The organism is Burkholderia theae (assembly GCF_048565265.1).
Taxonomy (GTDB): Bacteria; Pseudomonadota; Gammaproteobacteria; order Burkholderiales; family Burkholderiaceae; genus Burkholderia; species Burkholderia theae.
Genome location: NZ_CP183461.1, coordinates 801,909 through 820,647, shown reverse-complemented (window position 1 = coordinate 820,647; position 18,739 = coordinate 801,909). Strand labels below are relative to the sequence as shown.

At 66.2% G+C, this 18,739-nt stretch carries 13 protein-coding genes; 7 read left to right on the top strand and 6 right to left on the bottom strand.

The features are described from left to right. Positions 1 to 15 precede the first annotated feature (15 nt). From ACN22W_RS03840 to ACN22W_RS03825, 4 genes are all read right to left on the bottom strand, one after another. Positions 16 to 3,042 carry a glycosyltransferase gene (locus ACN22W_RS03840; RefSeq protein ID WP_419686305.1) on the bottom strand — a complete coding sequence of 1,009 codons (3,027 nt, stop codon included), beginning with the start codon at positions 3,040 to 3,042 and terminating at the stop codon, positions 16 to 18. 61 nt (positions 3,043 to 3,103) lie between these two features. Next, positions 3,104 to 4,225 (bottom strand): glycosyltransferase family 4 protein, encoded by a 1,122-nt coding sequence (locus ACN22W_RS03835; protein ID WP_129513789.1) that lies wholly within the window; start codon positions 4,223 to 4,225, stop codon positions 3,104 to 3,106. Positions 4,226 to 4,328: 103 nt separating this feature from the next. Further along, complete coding sequence (gene gmd / locus ACN22W_RS03830) at positions 4,329 to 5,366, bottom strand: GDP-mannose 4,6-dehydratase (protein ID WP_129513788.1); 1,038 nt, start codon at positions 5,364 to 5,366, stop codon at positions 4,329 to 4,331. 216 nt (positions 5,367 to 5,582) lie between these two features. Continuing rightward, positions 5,583 to 6,749 carry a polysaccharide biosynthesis/export family protein gene (locus ACN22W_RS03825; protein WP_129513787.1) on the bottom strand — a complete coding sequence of 389 codons (1,167 nt, stop codon included), beginning with the start codon at positions 6,747 to 6,749 and terminating at the stop codon, positions 5,583 to 5,585. A 532-nt stretch (positions 6,750 to 7,281) separates the two neighbouring features. Between ACN22W_RS03825 and ACN22W_RS03820 the strand changes: the two genes are divergently transcribed. From ACN22W_RS03820 to ACN22W_RS03805, 4 genes are all read left to right on the top strand, one after another. Continuing rightward, positions 7,282 to 8,430 carry a glycosyltransferase family 4 protein gene (locus ACN22W_RS03820; protein ID WP_419686303.1) on the top strand — a complete coding sequence of 383 codons (1,149 nt, stop codon included), beginning with the start codon at positions 7,282 to 7,284 and terminating at the stop codon, positions 8,428 to 8,430. Continuing rightward, on the top strand, positions 8,431 to 10,401 hold the full coding sequence (locus ACN22W_RS03815) for a capsular biosynthesis protein (protein ID WP_419686301.1): 1,971 nt from the start codon (positions 8,431 to 8,433) through the stop codon (positions 10,399 to 10,401). An 83-nt stretch (positions 10,402 to 10,484) separates the two neighbouring features. Next, entirely contained in the window at positions 10,485 to 11,912 is a 1,428-nt protein-coding gene (locus ACN22W_RS03810) for a mannose-1-phosphate guanylyltransferase/mannose-6-phosphate isomerase (RefSeq protein ID WP_419686300.1), read from the top strand. Positions 11,913 to 12,113: 201 nt separating this feature from the next. Continuing rightward, complete coding sequence (locus ACN22W_RS03805; RefSeq protein WP_129513784.1) at positions 12,114 to 12,926, top strand: mechanosensitive ion channel family protein; 813 nt, start codon at positions 12,114 to 12,116, stop codon at positions 12,924 to 12,926. Positions 12,927 to 13,011: 85 nt separating this feature from the next. Here the strand turns inward: ACN22W_RS03805 and ACN22W_RS03800 are convergent, their stop codons facing one another. Next, entirely contained in the window at positions 13,012 to 13,695 is a 684-nt protein-coding gene (locus tag ACN22W_RS03800) for a DedA family protein (RefSeq protein ID WP_419686298.1), read from the bottom strand. 175 nt (positions 13,696 to 13,870) lie between these two features. On the opposite strand from ACN22W_RS03800, the gene mutL reads away from it, so the two are divergent. Next, positions 13,871 to 15,850 (top strand): DNA mismatch repair endonuclease MutL, encoded by a 1,980-nt coding sequence (mutL, locus tag ACN22W_RS03795; RefSeq protein WP_419686297.1) that lies wholly within the window; start codon positions 13,871 to 13,873, stop codon positions 15,848 to 15,850. Continuing rightward, positions 15,847 to 16,821, top strand: a complete 975-nt coding sequence (gene miaA, locus ACN22W_RS03790; protein ID WP_419686296.1) for a tRNA (adenosine(37)-N6)-dimethylallyltransferase MiaA — start codon at positions 15,847 to 15,849, stop codon at positions 16,819 to 16,821. Before mutL ends, miaA begins: the two co-directional genes overlap by 4 nt. Positions 16,822 to 16,842: 21 nt before the next feature. On the opposite strand, the gene tetR is transcribed toward miaA, so the two are convergent. Then, complete coding sequence (gene tetR / locus ACN22W_RS03785) at positions 16,843 to 17,475, bottom strand: tetracycline resistance transcriptional repressor TetR (RefSeq protein ID WP_419686294.1); 633 nt, start codon at positions 17,473 to 17,475, stop codon at positions 16,843 to 16,845. A gap of 64 nt (positions 17,476 to 17,539) precedes the next feature. On the opposite strand from tetR, the gene tet reads away from it, so the two are divergent. Next, positions 17,540 to 18,733: a Tet(A)/Tet(B)/Tet(C) family tetracycline efflux MFS transporter gene (gene tet, locus ACN22W_RS03780; RefSeq protein ID WP_419686292.1), complete on the top strand. Its 1,194-nt coding sequence runs from the start codon at positions 17,540 to 17,542 to the stop codon at positions 18,731 to 18,733. The last annotated feature ends 6 nt before the right edge of the window (positions 18,734 to 18,739 follow it).

Genomic DNA, 18,739 nt, shown 5'->3' with positions numbered 1-18,739 from the left:
ACCCTCTCCGATTCATTATGCCGATCGCGTCTGCGTCAATGCCGCCGCTGATCGTGTTTCATTCGCCCGCACCTTCTCGGCATGGGCTTCGTAAAGCGCGTCCAGCAGCATTTCCGTCGACTGCTTCCAGCTGCGCGGCTTCCATTCACGCCGGATATGCGTTTCGCGCTTCGCCACGGCTTCCGGATGCGTGATGTAGTAGCCGATGCGATCCGCCCACGCGAACGTGTCGAGCGGATCGACATACTCGACCAGATCGCGCCCCGTCTCGCGCAGCGGATCGACGTCCGCCGTCAGGCAGAACTTGCCGTAGCTGAGGCTCTCCGGCAACGTGAGGCTCCACCCCTCGTAGAACGACGGGAGCAGCGTGAAGCGGCAATGCCGGTACAGCACGTCGAGTTCCTCGTCGGTCGGGCTGATCACCAGGATCCGGTCCTTCATCCGCGCATCCGCACGGAGAATCGTCAGGAAATCGGTGGACTTCCAGCCTTCCTTGCCGATGAACACGAGCTTCGGCAGATTGGTCTGGCCGCGCGCGTACAGCGTCACGTAGGCCTTGTACAACGTCTCGTGATTCTTGCGCGGCTGAATGGTTCCGACCGTCATGATGAAATCGCGGCCGACGCCAAGCCGGTCGAGCACGGCGTGATCGTCCGCGGTCGTGCCACGGTGCTCGACATTGATGTCCGATCCGAACTCCATGTAGTCGCTGTGCGGCGTCTTCCAGCCGTTCTGCTTCTGGATCGCGATGCCGTCGCGCCGGGCCGTCTGGCCGCCGTACACGATGTGGTCGAAGTTCTGCGATGCGAATTCCACGAAGCGGTGATAGCCGTCGCAGGTCTCGGGCTGGTGCAGGTGCGGTACGAGCAGCGGCGTCAGGTCGTAGATCAGCTGCGACGCGACGACCGCATTTCCCTCGCGGCTGGCGCGCGCCGCGGCGCTCATCAGCTTCTGTTCCCATTCGATGCCGGCGAAGAACACGATCGAGTTGTCGGGGAATGCGTGAACGATCGCCGCGTGACCTTCATGGGCGCCGTTCGACGCCCGGAACGGGCTGCGATAGCCGGTGCCGTCGGCCTCGTGCTTGTGCCAGAAGTCGTGGAAACTCTTGTACGCGACCGTCAGGTCCGAATCGTTGAACAACCACAGCAGCATGTCGTGCGGAATCTCGAACATGTGGCCGTGATCGTGCGCGAAGAAATGCGTGTTCGGCGCCAGTTCGCGCAGATAGCGGGCGAACGTGAGTTCGGCCCGGATGATGCCGTTGACGCCGCCCTGCCAATGCAGGTACGTCAGCGTCAGATCCATCCACACCTCGGGTTCGCGGCGCGTCGGCACGGCCGTCGCCACGAAACGCTTCACGTGCTGGTGAATCGCCTGCGCGGTGTCCTTCCACGTCGTGATGGTCCAGTCTTCCGCGATACGGCGCTCGTAGCGGTGCAGCGCAGCGTCGTCGGTCGCGTAATGCAGGATCTTCTCGGCCCACGAGCGCGCATCCCACGGCGACGCGTAGTCGATCAGGTCGCGGCCGATTTCCCGCAGCGGCGGCGTATCGGCGGACAGGCAGAACTTGCCCTGGCTCAGGCTTTCCGGCAGCGTCAGGCTCCAGCCCTCATACAGGCTCGGCAGCACGGTGAAGCGGCAATGCTTGTAGAGCGCCGCGAGCTGGGTGTCGGTCGGCGACAGTCGCAGCACCTTGCCCACAAGACGGGGATCGCGGTCGATCGAATCGACGAGGTCGGCCACCTGGCCAAGCTGCCGCCCGCAGATGACGAGCTGCGGCGTGTCGTCCGGCCGCTCCGCGAGCGCCATCAGATAGGCGCGGTACAGCGTATCGTGGTTCTTGCGCGGCTCGATCGAGCCCACCGTGATGATGAACGGGCCGGTAATGCCGATCTCTTCGAGGAGCTTCGCGTCCTGCGACGAATCGGTCGACTTCATGATGTCCGAACCGAACTTGACGGCCTCGCCCGGCGGCGACGGCCAGTTCATTTCCGCCTGCAGCGCACGCGTGTCCTTCTTCGCCGTTTCACCGCCGAACAGCGTGAAATCGGCCGTCTCCGAGATCCACTTGATGTAGCCCTCGAACTTGTTCTGGCCGATTTCCGAATACAGGTGCCGCGTCTCCGGACGCAACAGGATGATGTCGTAAATCAGGTAGACGACGAAGATGTGCGGGAATGCCGCCTTCACCTTCGAGAAATAGGCTTCCTTCTGGCTATCCATCCAGCCCATGCTGACCACGACGTCACCCTTGCAATACGGATGATGGAGCGTGCGGGCGTCCGGCAGGTCGACCTGCACGCTGCGCGCGGTCGACGGCTGGCCGGCTGTCTTGCCGGACTGGTAACGATCGAAGAACTTCATGTACGCGTCGATCACGTTCGGCGCGTCGAACAGCCACGCGAGCTGTTCGTCCGGAATCTCGACGAAACCATTGCCCTTCTGCATCGAGAAGCGCACATTCGGGTCGATCTTCTTCAGGCCCCACGCAATTTCGAGCTCGGCGCGGACGATGCCGACCACGCCGCCCGTCCATTCCATCGACGTCGTCAGATCGAACCAGAACACCGGCTGGTTGCGCGGCGCCGCGCGCGTCGGGCCGCGTCGGCCGGAATCGACGACCGCGGGCGGCGCGCCAGCCGGTGCCACGGGTGCGGCGGGTGCGGGCGCCTGCACCGGAGCCTTGAGCGCCGGCGATGCAGTACCCGCGCCGGACGGCGCGGGACGCGTGCGAAACAGTCGCAGCAGCGACTTCATCGGCGCACGAGCGGCCAGATAGCGCGTGACGAACGCGTCGAGCCCACCCATCTGCACCGGATATTGCTGCCCCTCCGCGGACAGATGCAGATCCGCGATCACGCGCGCCTTGCCGTCCGCGCGACCGAGCATTCCGAGGTAATGCTGGCGGCCGCCCGCATCCGGCGCGCGCCCCAGCAAGGTCCGATAGGCGCGATCGACGAACGCTTCGCCGTCGAGGGCAAGGAGTTGCTCAACAGTCGCCCCGTTCGGCGTGTGGATGTCGTGATGGTGATTGCTCATGTTGTCATTGAAAATATCTGTTCCGGAAACCGCTCCGCCACTCCAACGAGCCGACGCGCATTCACTGCGCCAGTTCCCTGCAAAGCGCCAACGTACGATCTCCGCACGTGGACCAGCGATGCCGCGCCGCGACATCGAGCCCGCGGCGGATTGCATCGGCACGCCACTCGTCGTCGGTCAGGACACGCTCGATACCGTCCAGCAATGCATCGTCATGATCGGGTTCGACGAGCCAGGCGGCGCCGTCCGCCACTTCCGGCAGCGACGTGCTGTTCGACGTCAGCACCGGCGTTCCGCTCGCAAGCGCCTCGAGAACGGGCAAGCCGAAGCCCTCGTAGACCGAAGGAAAAAAGAAAGCATGGGCGCCGGCGTAGAGCGCCGGCAACGACGCTTCGGGGACAAAGCCGAGATAGCGCAGCCATCCGGCCTGTTCGGCCTGTTCGATCTGGGCGAGCAGCGCGTCATTGAGCCAGCCCTTGCCGCCCGCCAACACCAGCGGATAGCGCTGCTTGAGCGCCGCCGGCAGCCGTCCGTACGCGCGAATCAGTCGATCGACGCGCTTGCGCGGCTCGAGCGTCGACACGCACAGTGCGTAGGTGCCCGCCTGCAGGCCGAACCCGGCGAGCGTCGCCGTCAGCTCGTCCGCCGCGTGTACGCGATACGCGTCGCTGACGCCGAGCTGGATGGCGGTGATGCGCTCGAGCGGCCAGCCGAAATAGGCCGCGACTTCATGACGGGTGGCTTCCGAGTCGGTGATCAGGTGCCGCGCGCGCGCAAGCGTCGACGCGAATCCCGTTTCGAAATGACGGATCCGTTCGATCGGATGGGTTTCCGGAAATTTGAACACCGAAAGGTCGTGCACCGTCACGACACCGCTTTCCGCCGCGTCGGGAAGAAAGTAGTTGGGACCGTGACAAAAGTGGCTGCCGATCTCGCGGGCCAGACGCCACCGCGCCAGCCTGCGGGAATGCACAAGCTTGCGCCAGCCTGACTTCGCGGGTACGCCCGCCAGCCCGCCCGGCCGCAGCAGCAGCGCGGGATCGTCGACCCAGCGCGTGCCGTGCAGGAAGCGGACCGGCTGCTCGCGCGACGTCGCGTGGTAATGCCGGGCAAGCTCCCACGTGTAGCGGCCGATGCCGGTCAGCGGATGAGCAATTGGATCAACGGATAGGATCAGCTTCACACAACGGTTCCATCTTTTCCCCGCGCCCCGGACGGCGCACCGCCCCGCGCGGGGAAAACCGTCGCGGGGCGGTGTGCGACGCGGCCGCCGGGGCGGCCCGCGTTCAGAACGACGCGCCTGCTTCGTTACGCCGGATATCCGCCTCCACCATCATCTGGCACAGCTCTTCCAGCGTCGTGCGCGGCTCCCAGCCCAGTTCCTCGCGCGCCTTGCGCGGATCGCCGATGAGCAGATCCACTTCAGCGGGGCGATAGAACTTCGGATTGATGCGGACCATGGTCTTGCCCGACAAGCGGTCAATGCCGACTTCCTTCTCGTCGCGGCCTTCCCACACGAGGTCGTAGCCTGCCGCCTTGCCCGCCATCGTCGCGAAGTCGCGCACCGTTTCGGTGCGGTTGGTGGCCAGCACGTAGGTATCGGGCTGATCCGCCTGCAGCATGCGCCACATCCCTTCGACGTACTCCTTCGCAAAACCCCAGTCGCGCTTTGCGTCGAGGTTGCCGAGCTCCAGCACGTCCTGCTTGCCGAGACGGATGCGGGCCATGGTGTCCGTGATCTTGCGCGTCACGAATTCGCGGCCGCGCAGCGGGGATTCGTGGTTGAACAGAAGACCGCTGCAGCCGAAGATGCCGTAGCTCTCGCGATAATTCACCGTCATCCAGTGCGCGAACAGCTTGGCCACGCCATACGGGCTGCGCGGATAGAACGGCGTGCTTTCGATCTGCGGAATCGCCTGCACCTTGCCGAACATTTCCGACGTGCTCGCCTGATAGAAGCGGATGCCGGGGTTGACGATGCGAATGGCCTCGAGCAGGTTCAGCGCACCGACGCCGGTAATCGACGCGGTCGTGTTCGGCTGCTCGAACGACACGCCGACGAAGCTCTGCGCGGCGAGGTTATAGACTTCCGTCGCCTGGCTCGTCTGCAGCAGGCGGATGTTCGCGCTGAGATCCGTCAGGTCGTACTCGACGAGATGCAGATTCGGATGGCCCATGATGCCGACTTCTTCGATGCGCCAGAAATTCACCGAACTGGTCCGACGGTACGTGCCATACACCTTGTACCCTTTCTCCAGCAGCAGTTGCGCGAGATATGTTCCGTCCTGACCGGTGATGCCGGTAATAATTGCTGTTGCGCTCATCGATACTCTCAAAGATAGTCAGAAAAAGTCTCTGCTTTCAGTCAGTCGGGCTAGCCTCCGGCCTTACCCCGCGGCGACGCCGCCCCCAGTCACTGCACTACTAAACGTCCACCTGCACCCGGCATCGAGCCGGCTGCAAGCGTCCAATCGCCCTGAAAATGGCAATGCCGGCGCGTGACGCACGCGCCGCCTCGTGATGCCGTTCCGGCCAGCCGCTTACCGGAAGGTTTGCACGCCCGTAATAATCGGATATGCCACCGAGAACACGACATTCAGGAATTTCTGCACTTCCGCGATCGGGGCATTCGATACGTACAGCAAATCCTTGTTGTCCATCATGAAGCTCTGCGCGACGAAGAACGAATTCGGATCGCGCAAATTGACCCGATAGACAACCGGCACCTTGCCGTCCGCGGTCGTCCGCACCGGCGAGGTCGGCCAGTCAAGCGCGCTGGCGTCCTCCAGACGGAAAACGAATACCCCTTGCGCATCGGAGCGCGAATCCTGCAGCCCGCCCGCGCGTGCGAGTGCCTGGGCAAGCGTGATCCCTTGCGCCTCGAAATTGATTTCCTGGTTCTTGCCCGTCGCACCGAGCGCCATGAAGCTGTATGGCTGGAACAACGCGGTGACGACGTCGCCCGCATGCAGTGGAATGTTTTGCCGCGGATCGCGGATCACGGTCTCGAGCGGCATCGACACGACCTTGGTGCCGCGCGTGACCTGAATCGTGACCTTGTCGATCGGCTGACGCACCCCGCCCGCGCCCGCCAGCGCGTCGAGCAGGCGCTCTCCGCGAGCGGTCAGCGGCAGACGGTTGCTGGTCGTCACATCCCCGACGACCGTCGCGTACGACGTCGCGTTGCGGGCCAGCTTCACCAGAACCTGGGGATCGTGCGCAATATTGCGCAGCCGTGCCGTGATGTCCCGCTGCAGTTGCGCCGGCGTGCGTCCCGCCGCCTTCAACTGTCCCGCGAACGGCACGTTGATCGACCCGTCGCCATCGATCGTCTGGTCCGGCAGCACCGTCACGCGTGCGTTGCTCGGGCCGGCCTTGACGTCCGCCTGCGCGGCGCCGAACAGGGTCGCGGGCGGTGCCTCCCAGATCGATACCTCGATCGTGTCGCCCACGCCCAACTGCTGCTGGAATTCGGTTCCGCCGCCCAGCACCGTCGCAAAACTCGACGTGCCGCGCTCGGCGAACAACTTGCGGGCAATCTGATCCGTCACATCCACGATCTGGATGCCCTCCGGATTCGCACTGCTCGCGGATTGCTCGATCTGCGAACGACTCGGCCCGGATGTCGGAATACTCGAGCATCCGGCAAGCAAAGCCACCCCAAGGACGCACCCTACCAATAATGATCTGCTTGACGAAAGCCGCATGTATTGCAAAATCGAGATATGAATTTGCCGCGAATTGTCGCATGTTGTCGGCTGGAATGGCGCGTCTCACGAAAAATATATGAGATACGCAACAAATCCGCCACGCGGCCGCCCGAGCCTAGCAGAAGGTCATTGCATTTCCGTGTCACGGACCTTTCACGACGCTGCCGGACGCCCGGCCCGCCTTCGCGCCTGACAGGATCGAACGAGAGCCAATCACCCCGGATTAGCTAATGTCGCGAATTACTGCCGACGTGCACCATCCTCGGCGAGAGCCGCTTCTTGGCCGTTTTATCGGTACAGCACAAGACTTCCAGTGGGCACCAGCCAGACAAAGTCTTACGAAGACTCGTCCCGTTTATAACGTTTGCTTGACGAAAGCCGCTCTTATTTCAAAAATCGAGATAAGAATTTTCCGAGAATTGTCGCATGTTGTCGGCTAGAATGGCGCGTCTCAAAAAAAATATATGAGATAAGCAACGGGATCCGGCACGCAACCGCCCTAGTTCAGGCAAAAGACCATTCCACCTCTGTGTCACAGATCTTTCTCGACGTCACGCGACTCCTGACTCGCCTCCGCGCTGGACAGCATCCAACGGGAGTCGATCGCGTCGGCTTGGCTTATGTCGAGAATTATTGTTCGCGTGCACGCGCCGTCCTCAGCGAACGCGGCTTCTCCGTCGTGTTATCGGCGCAGGACTCGCGGCGGTTGTTCGAGCAACTGGTTTCGGGATCCGCGCGCCCGCCCGCACTTCCGGCACTCGTGCTGCGCGCGTGCGCCAGCGGCGCCGGTCTCGGCAAAATGCCCGGCATCCTGCTTCATACCAGCCACAACGGCATGGAATATCCGCGCTATTACACGGCGATGAAGCGGCGCGGGATTCGTTCGGTATTCATGGTTCACGATCTGATCCCGCTCACGCATGCCGAATATTGCCGCCCCGGTGTCGAAGCGACCCATCGCGTGCGCATCCACACCGCGTTCAAGCATGCCGATGGCCTGATCGCCAACTCGCAGGCCACGTTCGACTCGATCGTCGACGAAGCGCAACGATCGGGCTTGCCGTCACCGCCCTGCACGGTGGCGCCGCTCGCACCGGGGCCCATACCGCGCCGGGGTGCGCCGCGCCCGCTCGACGCCCGCTACTTCGTGATGCTCGGCACGATCGAGCCGCGCAAGAATCACTGGCTGATCCTGCATGTGTGGCGTCGGCTGGTCGAGCAGTTCGGCAACGCCGCGCCCAAGCTCGTGATCATCGGGCGGCGCGGCTGGGAATGCGAGAACGTCGTTGACATGCTGGAGCGCAGCCGTCCGCTGCGCGACGCGGTCATCGAGGAATCGAACTGCCCGGACGAGCGGCTGAGCGCATGGCTCGAGCACGCGCAGGCATTGCTTTTTCCTTCTTTCGTCGAAGGCTACGGCATGCCTTTGATCGAAGCCCTCGACCAGCGGATTCCCGTGCTCGCGAGCGACCTGCCCGTCTTTCACGAGATAGCCGGCGATCTTCCCGATTATCTGGATCCGCTCGACGGCATGGGCTGGTTCGAACGAATCCTTGCCTACGCCGGGCTCGACAGTACCGAGCGCGCAACCCAGCTCGCCCGACTCGGGCAGTTTCGCGCGCCGACCTGGGCCGACCACTTCACGCGTGTCGACGCATTCCTGGCCTCGCTCACGTAGATGACGTCCACGCTGCCGCCCTCCGTTCCCGCCGCCATGCCGACCGACGCGCGTTCGCGTGGCGACGCCGCGACCGTCCAGCCGGGGCGCACGGCCGTTCCCGGCCACACCGCGCCGCGACACCTCGGCCGCACCGGGCAACACGGGCCCATCTGGGCAACCCCGCGTCGCGGCCACGCCGCGCTGTCGTGGTTCGAACTTCCGTCCGGCGATGACGACGCGCTGATCGCCACCCTCGATGCAGCGTTGCGAAGCCGCGCCGCGGCCGGATCGGCCGACGATATCGCGCGCCTGATGGCTCGAGTCGTCGACGTCGGCGCGACCGGCGGGCGGCACCGGCATGCGCCCTGCCCATCGGAACTGCTCGGGCCAGGTGATCGCACCCGCGTGCTGCTGATCGACGAGCGTGCCCGGGCGCCTCGGGTCGGCGGGAGCGTCGCGCATCGCCGCGGTGCCGCGTTCGCGGAAATGGCCGACGCTGCGCGCGCGGCCCATCCCGACGCGGAATTCTGGCTCGCGCGTTCGAGCGATGGCGGCACCGGCCGCTGGCTATCGACCGTTGCACGATCGCTGCCGCCCGGCCTGCGTACGGCGCCAGGCGACGGCGCGTTGCCGGCCATGCTGCGCCACGTCGACCACGTCTACGTGCTCGATGCGTCGGAAGGCATGCTCGCCTTGCTCGCAAATCGTCGCGTGCATGTATTTGGCAATCCGTATTACGCGGGCTGGGGCCTCACCCGCGATGCCAGGACACTGACCGGACGCAGCACACGACCCAGCATCGCGGCGCTGTTCGACTGCGTCTACCTGCAACTCGCCCGTTATCGGGATCCGGTCACGCATCGATCCGGCACGCTCGATGCCTTGCTCGACCTGATCGAACTCCAGCGCGACGTCCGGCGGCGTTATGCCGATTTGCGGACCGTCGCCTGCGTCGGCATTCAGTGGTGGAAGCGCGGGTTCGTCACACCGTTCGCCACGGCGGGCGGCGGCACCCTGCGCTGGCCCCGCACCGCAGCGGAAGTCGCGACGCACGAGCACGCGCTGCTGTGGGGATCACGCGACAGCAAGGGGCTGCCGCCCGGCGTCGATGCCGTGCGGATCGAAGACGGCTTCCTGCATTCGCACGGACTCGGTTCGGACATGATCGCGCCGCGCAGCCAGATCGTCGATCGCACCAGCCTTTACTTCGACGCCAGTCGCCCCAGCGACCTGACGGCGATCCTGAACGACACGGACTTCGGCGACGCCGAACTCGCGCGCGCGGCCGCGTTGCGCCACCAGATCGTGTCCGCCGGCCTGACGAAGTACAACCTCGGACGCCGCCCCCCGGCGTGGCAAGCACCGCCGGGCGCCACGGTGGCCCTGGTCATCGGCCAGGTCGCGGACGACGCATCGATCCGTCTCGGCACCGGAGCGATCCAGACGGCAGACGCGCTTCTCGACGCCGTACGGGCGAAGCGCCCTCATGCGTACATCGTCTACAAACCGCATCCGGACGTCCTGTCGGGCAATCGGCGCGGGCTGGTCGACGCAGGCAGCCTGGCCGATGTCGTCGACCGCGATGCCGACCTGCTGTCGCTCATCGAAGTCGCGCACGAAGTCCATACGCTGTCCTCGCTCGCGGGTTTCGACGCGTTGCTGCGCGGCAAGCCGGTCTCGACCTACGGCCTGCCGTTCTACGCGGGCTGGGGACTGACGGACGACGCAATCACCCCGCAGCCATGGCGTCGACGCACGTTGACGCTGGACATGCTGACGGCAGGCGCCCTGATCCGCTATCCGCTGTACTGGGACTGGCAGCTTCGGCTCTACACCACACCGGAAGCCGTCGCGGCGCAACTGGCGGCCGGCGCCCGGCGGGCATCGGGTCGCCTCCACGGTGATCGCCTCCGGCCGCTCCAGAAAGCCGGGCGCTGGATCCGCAACGTGCTCCAGCACATCCTGCGCGACGCACGGGAGCGCGCATGAACTGATCCGCGCCCCGCATCCGTGCGGCATGCATGTCGATTCGAATCCATCTTACGTTCGTCAAGAGTTAGGGAGTTACCACGATGCACATTTGTCCAGTCATCCTGTGTGGCGGCAGCGGCACTCGCCTTTGGCCCATGTCGCGCGGCGGCTATCCGAAGCAGTATCTCAAGCTGACCAGCGACAACTCGCTGGTCCAGCAAACCGCGCTGCGCCTGCGTAACCTCCAGGGTGCATCGGCGCCCATCATCGTCACCAACAACGATCAGCGTTTCCTGGTCGCGGAACAACTCCGCCAGGTCAACATCACGCCGTCGTCGATCGTGCTCGAGCCGGTCGGCCGCAACACCGCGCCCGCCATTGCGATCGCCGCGCTGCTCGCGATGCACGACTCGCCCGATGCGTTGCTGCTGGTACTGCCGTCGGACCACGTCATCCTCAACGAGCCGGCATTCATCGCAGCGGCCAACGAAGCGAAAATGATCGCGGCCGACAAGCATCTCGTCACTTTCGGGATCACGCCGACCGAAGCGCACACCGGGTTCGGCTACATCCGTCGCGGCACGGCCATTGCCGACGGCAAGCAGGTCTACAAGGTCGACGCATTCGTCGAAAAGCCCGACATGCCGACTGCCGAGCGCTTCGTCGCCGACGGCAACTATTACTGGAACAGCGGCATGTTCATGCTGAAGGCGTCCACGTACATCGAGGAACTGCATCGCCATGCGCCCGAGATCGCCCGCCAGGCGGAACTCGCGTTCGCGTCGGCCAAGCGTGACAACGATTTTCTCCGTCTCGACGCCGACGTGTTCGCGGCCGTCCCCAACGTCTCGATCGACTACGCGGTGATGGAAAAGACCGAACGCGCCGCCGTCGTCACCGCTGCCGACCTCGGCTGGAACGACATCGGCTCGTGGAGCGCGCTCGCGGAAATCGCGGACGCCGACGAGAACGGCAACACGCTCATCGGCGACATCTTCACCGACGCCGTCGAGAATTCGTATATCCGCGCGGAACACCGGATGGTTGCCGCGATCGGCCTCGACAACATCGTTATCGTGGAAACCGCCGACGCCGTACTGGTCGCGCATCGCGACAAGGCCCAGGACGTCAAGAAAATCGTCGAATGGCTGAATGCCTCCGGCCGCCACGAATCGGTCACGCATCGCCGCGTCGTCCGCCCGTGGGGCTCCTATGAAGGCATCGACCAGGGTGACCGCTTCCAGGTCAAGCGCATCATCGTGAACCCCGGCGCGCAGCTGAGCCTGCAGATGCACCACCATCGCGCCGAGCACTGGATCGTCGTCAAGGGCACCGCGATGGTCACGAACGGCAACAAGGAAATCATCCTGACGGAAAACCAGTCGACCTACATTCCGCTCGGCGAGACGCATCGACTGAAGAACCCCGGCAAGATTCCGCTCGAACTGATCGAAGTCCAGTCGGGTGCGTATCTCGGTGAGGACGACATCGTCCGTTTCGAAGACACCTACGGCCGCGCTGCGTCGTAAGCAACGCGACTTCCGGTTCGCGCGCCACCGCCGGCCTCGATCCGACACCCGCCAACGGGCAGTACGCGCAAGCGTCCTGCCCGTTTTTCATTACGTCAAGCAACGTAAAGCCGGTTGCCCGGCCCGCACAGGTCAGGTTATAAAAGCGCCACCCACCCCGGTGCATGCGCCGCCCTTTTTACTCTTGACTTCGGAGAACGCATGATCGATCTCGCCACCGCCCAGCAATTCCTGATGACCCGCGGCCTCGACTTCGGCCTCAACCTCCTTGCCGCGATCGTACTGTGGTTCATCGGCCGCTGGGCAATCCGCATCGGTACCCGCCTGCTCGGCAAGGTCGTCCGCCGCAGCGGCAAGGTCGACCCGACGCTGACCGATTACCTGACCTCCGTCGTCGGCGTGCTGCTGACGGTCCTGCTGATCCTCGCGATCCTGCAGGTCTTCGGCGTGCAGACGACCTCGTTCGCCGCCCTGCTCGCCGGCCTCGGCCTCGCGATCGGCACGGCCTGGGGCGGCCTGCTCGCGCACTTCGCCGCCGGCGTGTTCATGCAGGTGCTGCGCCCGTTCAAGATCGGCGACGTCATCAACGCGGGCGGCGTCACCGGCACGGTGAAGGAGCTCGGCCTGTTCGGCACGACGATCATCACGCCCGACAACATCGTGACGATCGTCGGCAACAACAAGATCTTCTCGGACAACATCGCGAACTACAGCGCGACGTCGCATCGTCGCGTCGACCTGACCGCGAAGATCGCCAACGGCGTCGATGCGGTCGATGCAATCAACCGCCTGAAAGCGTCGATCCAGCAGATCCCGAACGTGCTGACCAACCCGGCGCCGGACGTCGGCGTGTTCCAGTTCACGCCGGAAGGCCCGTTGCTGTTCGTGCGCCCGTCAACGGCACCCGAGAACTACTGGCAGGTGTACTGCGACACCAACCGCGTGATCCTCGAGACGTTCCGCGACGCGCAATACCCGACGCCCGAAACCCCGGTCTCGCATCGCAGCGCGTAACGAGCGCGGCGGACGAAAAAAAAGCGTGGCAAATTGAATTGCCACGCTTTTTTATTGCTCGAAACAGAACCGGATACGCGCCCGCTCAGCGCCCGCCCGTCTTCTGCGTATCGTTCGACTGCCGCCCGCGCACGAGCTTCCACACCGCGCCGAGCGCGACTGGCACGATCGCCGCACCGATCCCGACCAGCACGATCACGTTCAGGTACTGCCGGATGAACGGGATGTTGCCGAAGAAATAACCGAGCAGCACGAGCAGCAGCACCCAGACCAGCGCACCGATCACGTTGAAGAGCTGGAAGCGCGCGGCGCTCATCGACGACGCGCCCGCGACGAACGGCGCGAACGTACGCACGACCGGGATGAAACGCGCGAGCACGATCGTCTTGCCGCCGTGCTTGTCGTAGAACGAGTGTGTCTTCTGCAGCGCGGCGCGGTCGAGGAAGCGCTCGAGCACCGGGATATGCGTATTGAACACCTTCGGGCCGACCCAGCGGCCGATCAGGTAGTTCACGGTGTTGCCGGCAATCGCCGCGACGAGCAGCAGCACGATCAGCGCGCCGACGTTCATTTCGCCCGTCGCCGCGAACGCGCCGCCGATGAACAGCAGCGAATCGCCGGGCAGGAACGGGAACACGACGAGCCCCGTCTCGCAGAACACGATCAGGAACAGCACGAGATAGACCCATGCGCCGTACTGCCGGATGAAATCGCCGAGGAATGCGTCGATATGCAGAACCAGATTGACGAAATGAAGCAGCGTATCCAAATGCGATTCCTCGAAGGCGAAAGGGCCGGAACGGCCAGAAAAGGCGGAAGCGCCCGCCGGCCAAGGCGCAGCGCGTGTACCGGACCCATGATACCGAAACTACCTTAAGGCTCCGTGAAAAAACGTAACGGTTCGTCGCCCCGGCACGTATCCGCCGCCTCGCTATAATTCGGCCATGTCCGATATCACCGAAACGGCCGCGGGCGCCGCGCCCGCCCCGACTCCGCGCCCGCTGCGCGCGATCCAGCCCCTGCCCGACCAGCTGATCAGCCAGATCGCGGCCGGCGAGGTCGTCGAACGCCCGGCGTCGGTCGTCAAGGAACTGCTCGAGAACGCGATGGACGCCGGCGCAACGACGCTGCGCATCGTGCTCGAAGAAGGCGGCGTCAAGCGCATCTCGATCACCGACGACGGTTGCGGCATTCCGCCCGACGAACTGGCGCTCGCGCTGATGCGCCACGCAACCAGCAAGATCCGCTCGCTCGAGGAGCTCGAGGCGGTCGCGACGCTCGGGTTCCGCGGCGAAGCGCTCGCATCGATCGCGTCGGTCGCCGAGATGTCGATCACGAGCCGCACGGCCGATGCCGCGCATGCGATGAAGATCGACGCGCAGACGGGCGTGCTGTCGCCCGCCGCCGGCTCGACCGGCACGACGATCGAGGTGCGCGAGCTGTACTTCAACACGCCTGCGCGGCGCAAGTTCCTGAAGAGCGAGCAGACCGAGTTCGGCCACTGCCTGGAAATGATCCGCCGCGCGGCGCTCGCACGGCCGGACGTCGCGATCTCGGTACTGCACAACGGCAAGGCCGTCGAGCACTGGAATGCGACCGAACCCGCGCAGCGCGTCGCGAAGATCCTCGGCGACAGCTTCGCGACCGCACACCTGCCGCTCGACGAGCAGGCCGGCCCGCTCGCCGTCTACGGCTGCGCAGGGCTGCCGACCGCGAGCCGCGGGCGCGCCGACCAGCAGTACTTCTTCGTCAACGGCCGCTTCGTGCGCGACAAGCTGCTGACGCACGCGGTGCGCGCAGCCTACGAGGACGTGCTGCACGGAGACCGCTACCCGTCGTACGTGCTGTTCCTCGACCTGCCGCCCGAAGCCGTCGACGTGAACGTGCATCCGTCGAAGATCGAGGTACGGTTCCGCGATTCGCGCTCGATCCACCAGTACGTGTTCCACGCGGTCCAGCGCGCACTCGCGCGCCACGCGGGCGCGTCGCCGGAAACCACCGCGGGCGGCCATGCCGCGCATCTCGAACCCGCGCCGCGCGGGCCCGCATCGTTCCTGGACACGCCCCTCGGCCAGGGCCAGGCCACCGGTGGCGGCTTCTCGTCGCCGTCGTCGTCCGCGTCGTCGACGGGCAACACCTGGATGCGCCAGGCGCGGATGACGCAAGGCACGCTGCCCGTCGCGCAGCCGCTCGCGCTCTACGATGCGCTGTTCGGCCGCAAGGACACGGGCGCGGGCACGCCGGACGGCACGACCACGCTCGCCCGCGATTCGGCCGACGCGCCGGGCGCGCCGCTGCCGGGCTTCTCCGCATCGCCGATCGCCGCGAGCACGCACGACGAGCAGCCGCTCGGCTTCGCGCTCGGCCAGATCCACGGCATCTACGTGCTCGCGCAAAACGCGCACGGGCTCGTGATCGTCGACATGCACGCGGCGCACGAGCGGATCCTGTACGAACAGTTCAAGAACGCGCTCGCCGATCGCTCGGTCGCGGTGCAGTCGCTGCTGCTGCCGGTATCGATGACGGCCACGCCGATCGAAATCGGTACCGTCGAGGAAGAACGCGACACGCTCGAATCGCTCGGCTTCGATCTCGCGGTGCTGTCACCGACGACGCTCGCGATCCGCGCGGTGCCCGCGCTGCTGAAGGATGCCGACCTGCAGTCGCTCGCGCGCGCGGTGCTCGCCGACCTGCATGCGTTCGGCGGCTCGCGCGTGCTCACCGAGCGACAGCACGAATTGCTCGGCACGCTCGCGTGCCACCACGCGGTGCGCGCGAACCGGCGCCTGACGCTCGACGAGATGAACGCGCTGCTGCGCCAGATGGAGGCGACCGAACGCGCGGACCAGTGCAATCACGGCCGGCCGACGTGGTATCAGCTCACGCTGAACGATCTCGACCGCCTGTTCATGCGCGGCCAATGAGCGTCTCACCGCACTCCCGCCCGACGACGATCGCCTGCCTGCTCGGCCCCACCGCCTCGGGCAAGACGGCCGCGGCGCTGGCGCTCGCCGCGCGCCGCCCGATCGAGATCGTCAGCGTCGATTCGGCGCTCGTCTACCGCGACATGGATATCGGCACCGCGAAACCGACGCGCGAAGAACGCGCGAGCGTGCCGCATCACCTGATCGACATCATCGACCCGGCCGACGCGTATTCGGCCGCGGATTTCCGCGCGGACACGCTGCGCCTGATCGGCGAGATCGTCGCGCGCGGCCGCACGCCGCTGCTCGCGGGCGGCACGATGCTGTACTACAAGGCGCTGACGCAGGGGCTCAACGACCTGCCGTCCGCGGATCCGGCCGTGCGCGCGCAACTCGATGCCGACGCCGCGCGCGACGGCTGGCCCGCGCTGCATGCGCGGCTCGCGCAGGTCGATCCCGATACGGCCGCGCGGCTCGCGCCGAACGATTCGCAGCGAATCCAGCGCGCCCTAGAGATCTTCATGCTGAGCGGGCAACCGATGTCGGTGCTGCTGGCCGCGCCGCCGCGCGCGGACGATGCGGCCACCGCGTACCGCTTCGTGCCGGTCGCGCTCGAACCGTCGGATCGCGCGGTACTGCACGCGCGGATCGAACAACGCTTCGACGCGATGCTCGACGCGGGCTTCATCGACGAAGTCGAGCGGCTGCGCCGGCGCGACGACCTTCATCCCGACCTGCCGTCGATGCGTTGCGTCGGTTACCGGCAGGCATGGGAATACCTCGACGGCGACGCCGACTACCGGACGATGCGCGACAAGGGCATCTTCGCGACGCGCCAGCTCTGCAAGCGCCAGCTCACGTGGCTGCGCGCGATGCCGGAGCGGATCGTCGTCGACTGCATTGCACCGGACTCGACCGCCCGCGCGCTCGATGCGCTCGAACGCGTGCTCGACGGCCGCACGCCGGGCTGAGCGGACGAACGGCAGCCGGCGTCAGCCGCGCCGGCGCGCCGCCAGACCCGCACGGGCACCTTCGACGATCAACGCGACGCCGCGCTCGAACGCTTCGTCGCCGCCGCGCTCGCGCAACGCGGCCCAGCCCTTCGCGAGCAGCGGATACTCGGCCGCATCCGGCAGCGGCGCTTCGGCGTCACCGTCCGGCTCCGCCTGCTCTTCCAGCACCCACCCGACCACGAAGCGGCCGAGCGCATACATCACGTCGACCGCTTCATCCGGCGCGAAGCCCGCGTCGGCGAGCAGCGCGACCTTGCGTTCGATCGAACTGAAATGCAGCGCGCGCGGCCGCGTCCCGGCGTGCAGGCGCGCGCCGTCGCGATAGGCCAGCAGCGCGCGGCGGAAACTGCGCGCATTCTCGGCGAGCCACGTATCCCATGCTTCACCCGTCCGCGGCAGCGACGCGTCGTGGCGCTCGAGCATGATCGCTTCGGCCATCGCGTCGAGCAGCTCGGCCTTGTTCCGGAAATGCCAGTAAAGCGTCGGCGACTGCACGCCGAGCCGCTCGGCGAGCCGCCGCGTCGACAATCCGTCGATACCGACTTCATCGAGCAATTCGAGCGCCGCGCGCAATACCGTGTCGCGCGTCAGCCGCGCGCCTGTGTCCTTCATCTCTATCACCGATAGGGAAACTATGGAATAATCACCACTCTATCATCGATAGAGAGCCGCACTCTTGAATCCGTCCCTGATTGCCATCCTGGCCACGGTCCTGCTCGACGCGATCGGCGTCGGGATCGTGATGCCGATCCTGCCCGGGCTGCTGCGCTCGCTCGCCGACGCGGGCAGCATCGACACGCACTATGGCGTACTGCTTGCGCTGTACGCGTTCGCGCAATTCCTGTGCGCACCGCTGCTCGGCGCGCTGAGCGACCGTTTCGGCCGCCGGCCCGTGCTGCTCGTGTCGCTCGCCGGCGCCGCGCTCGACTACCTGCTGATGGCGCTCGCGCCGACGCTCGCCTGGCTCTACGCGGGGCGGCTGATCGCGGGCATCACGGGCGCGAACGTCGCGGTAGCGACCGCGTACGTGACCGACGTCACGGCCGAACCCGATCGCGCCAAGCGCTTCGGCCAGCTCGGCGCGATGATGGGCATCGGCTTCATCGCGGGCCCGCTGATCGGCGGGTTGCTCGGTGCGCTGCACCTGCGCGCGCCGTTCGTCGCGGCCGCGCTTCTCAATGCGCTCAATCTCGCGCTCGTCTGGCGCGCGCTGCCGGAATCGCGGCCGCGTGCGGCCCGCGAAGGCCGCGCGGTCGCCGCGTTCAACCCGTTCGCGAGCCTGCGCCGGCTGAGCGGCGCGCCCGCGCTCGCGCCCCTGGTCGGCATCTACGTGATCGTGGCGCTGGTGTCGCAGGCGCCCGCGACGCTGTGGATCCTGTACGGCCAGGAGCATTTCGGCTGGTCGACGCCGATCGCGGGGCTGTCGCTCGCCGGCTACGGCGCGTGCCACGCGCTCGCGCAGGCATTCGCGATCGGGCCGCTGATCGCACGGCTCGGCGAGCGCCGCGCGCTCGCGCTGGGCCTCGCGGGCGACGCGCTCGGCCTTGTGGCGATCGCGTTCGCGACCGCCGCATGGGTGCCGTTCGCACTGCTGCCGCTGTTCGCGGCGGGCGGCATGACGTTGCCGGCGCTGCAGGCGATGCTCGCGCGGCAGGTCGACGATGCGCGCCAGGGCGAATTGCAGGGCACGCTCGCGAGCGTGGCCAGCCTGATCGGCGTCGCGGGGCCGCTGGTCATCACCGCGACCTATGCGGCGACACGCTCGACGTGGCCGGGGCTCGTGTGGGCCGCGGCCGCGCTGCTCTATCTGCTCGTGCCGCCGTTGCTGGCCGGCGCGCGTCCGGCGGGCGCGCCGCGGCCGTCGGCATGAGCGACG

Excerpts from the sequence above, each read along its gene's own strand:
- ACN22W_RS03810 (WP_419686300.1), top strand. The coding sequence starts at position 10,485 with ATGCACATTTGTCCAGTCATCCTGTGTGGCGGCAGCGGCACTCGCCTT.
- ACN22W_RS03815 (WP_419686301.1), top strand. The coding sequence starts at position 8,431 with ATGACGTCCACGCTGCCGCCCTCCGTTCCCGCCGCCATGCCGACCGAC.
- mutL (WP_419686297.1), top strand. The coding sequence starts at position 13,871 with ATGTCCGATATCACCGAAACGGCCGCGGGCGCCGCGCCCGCCCCGACT.
- gmd (WP_129513788.1), bottom strand. The coding sequence starts at position 5,366 with ATGAGCGCAACAGCAATTATTACCGGCATCACCGGTCAGGACGGAACA.
- miaA (WP_419686296.1), top strand. The coding sequence starts at position 15,847 with ATGAGCGTCTCACCGCACTCCCGCCCGACGACGATCGCCTGCCTGCTC.
- tetR (WP_419686294.1), bottom strand. The coding sequence starts at position 17,475 with ATGAAGGACACAGGCGCGCGGCTGACGCGCGACACGGTATTGCGCGCG.
- ACN22W_RS03825 (WP_129513787.1), bottom strand. The coding sequence starts at position 6,749 with ATGCGGCTTTCGTCAAGCAGATCATTATTGGTAGGGTGCGTCCTTGGG.
- ACN22W_RS03840 (WP_419686305.1), bottom strand. The coding sequence starts at position 3,042 with ATGAGCAATCACCATCACGACATCCACACGCCGAACGGGGCGACTGTT.
- ACN22W_RS03805 (WP_129513784.1), top strand. The coding sequence starts at position 12,114 with ATGATCGATCTCGCCACCGCCCAGCAATTCCTGATGACCCGCGGCCTC.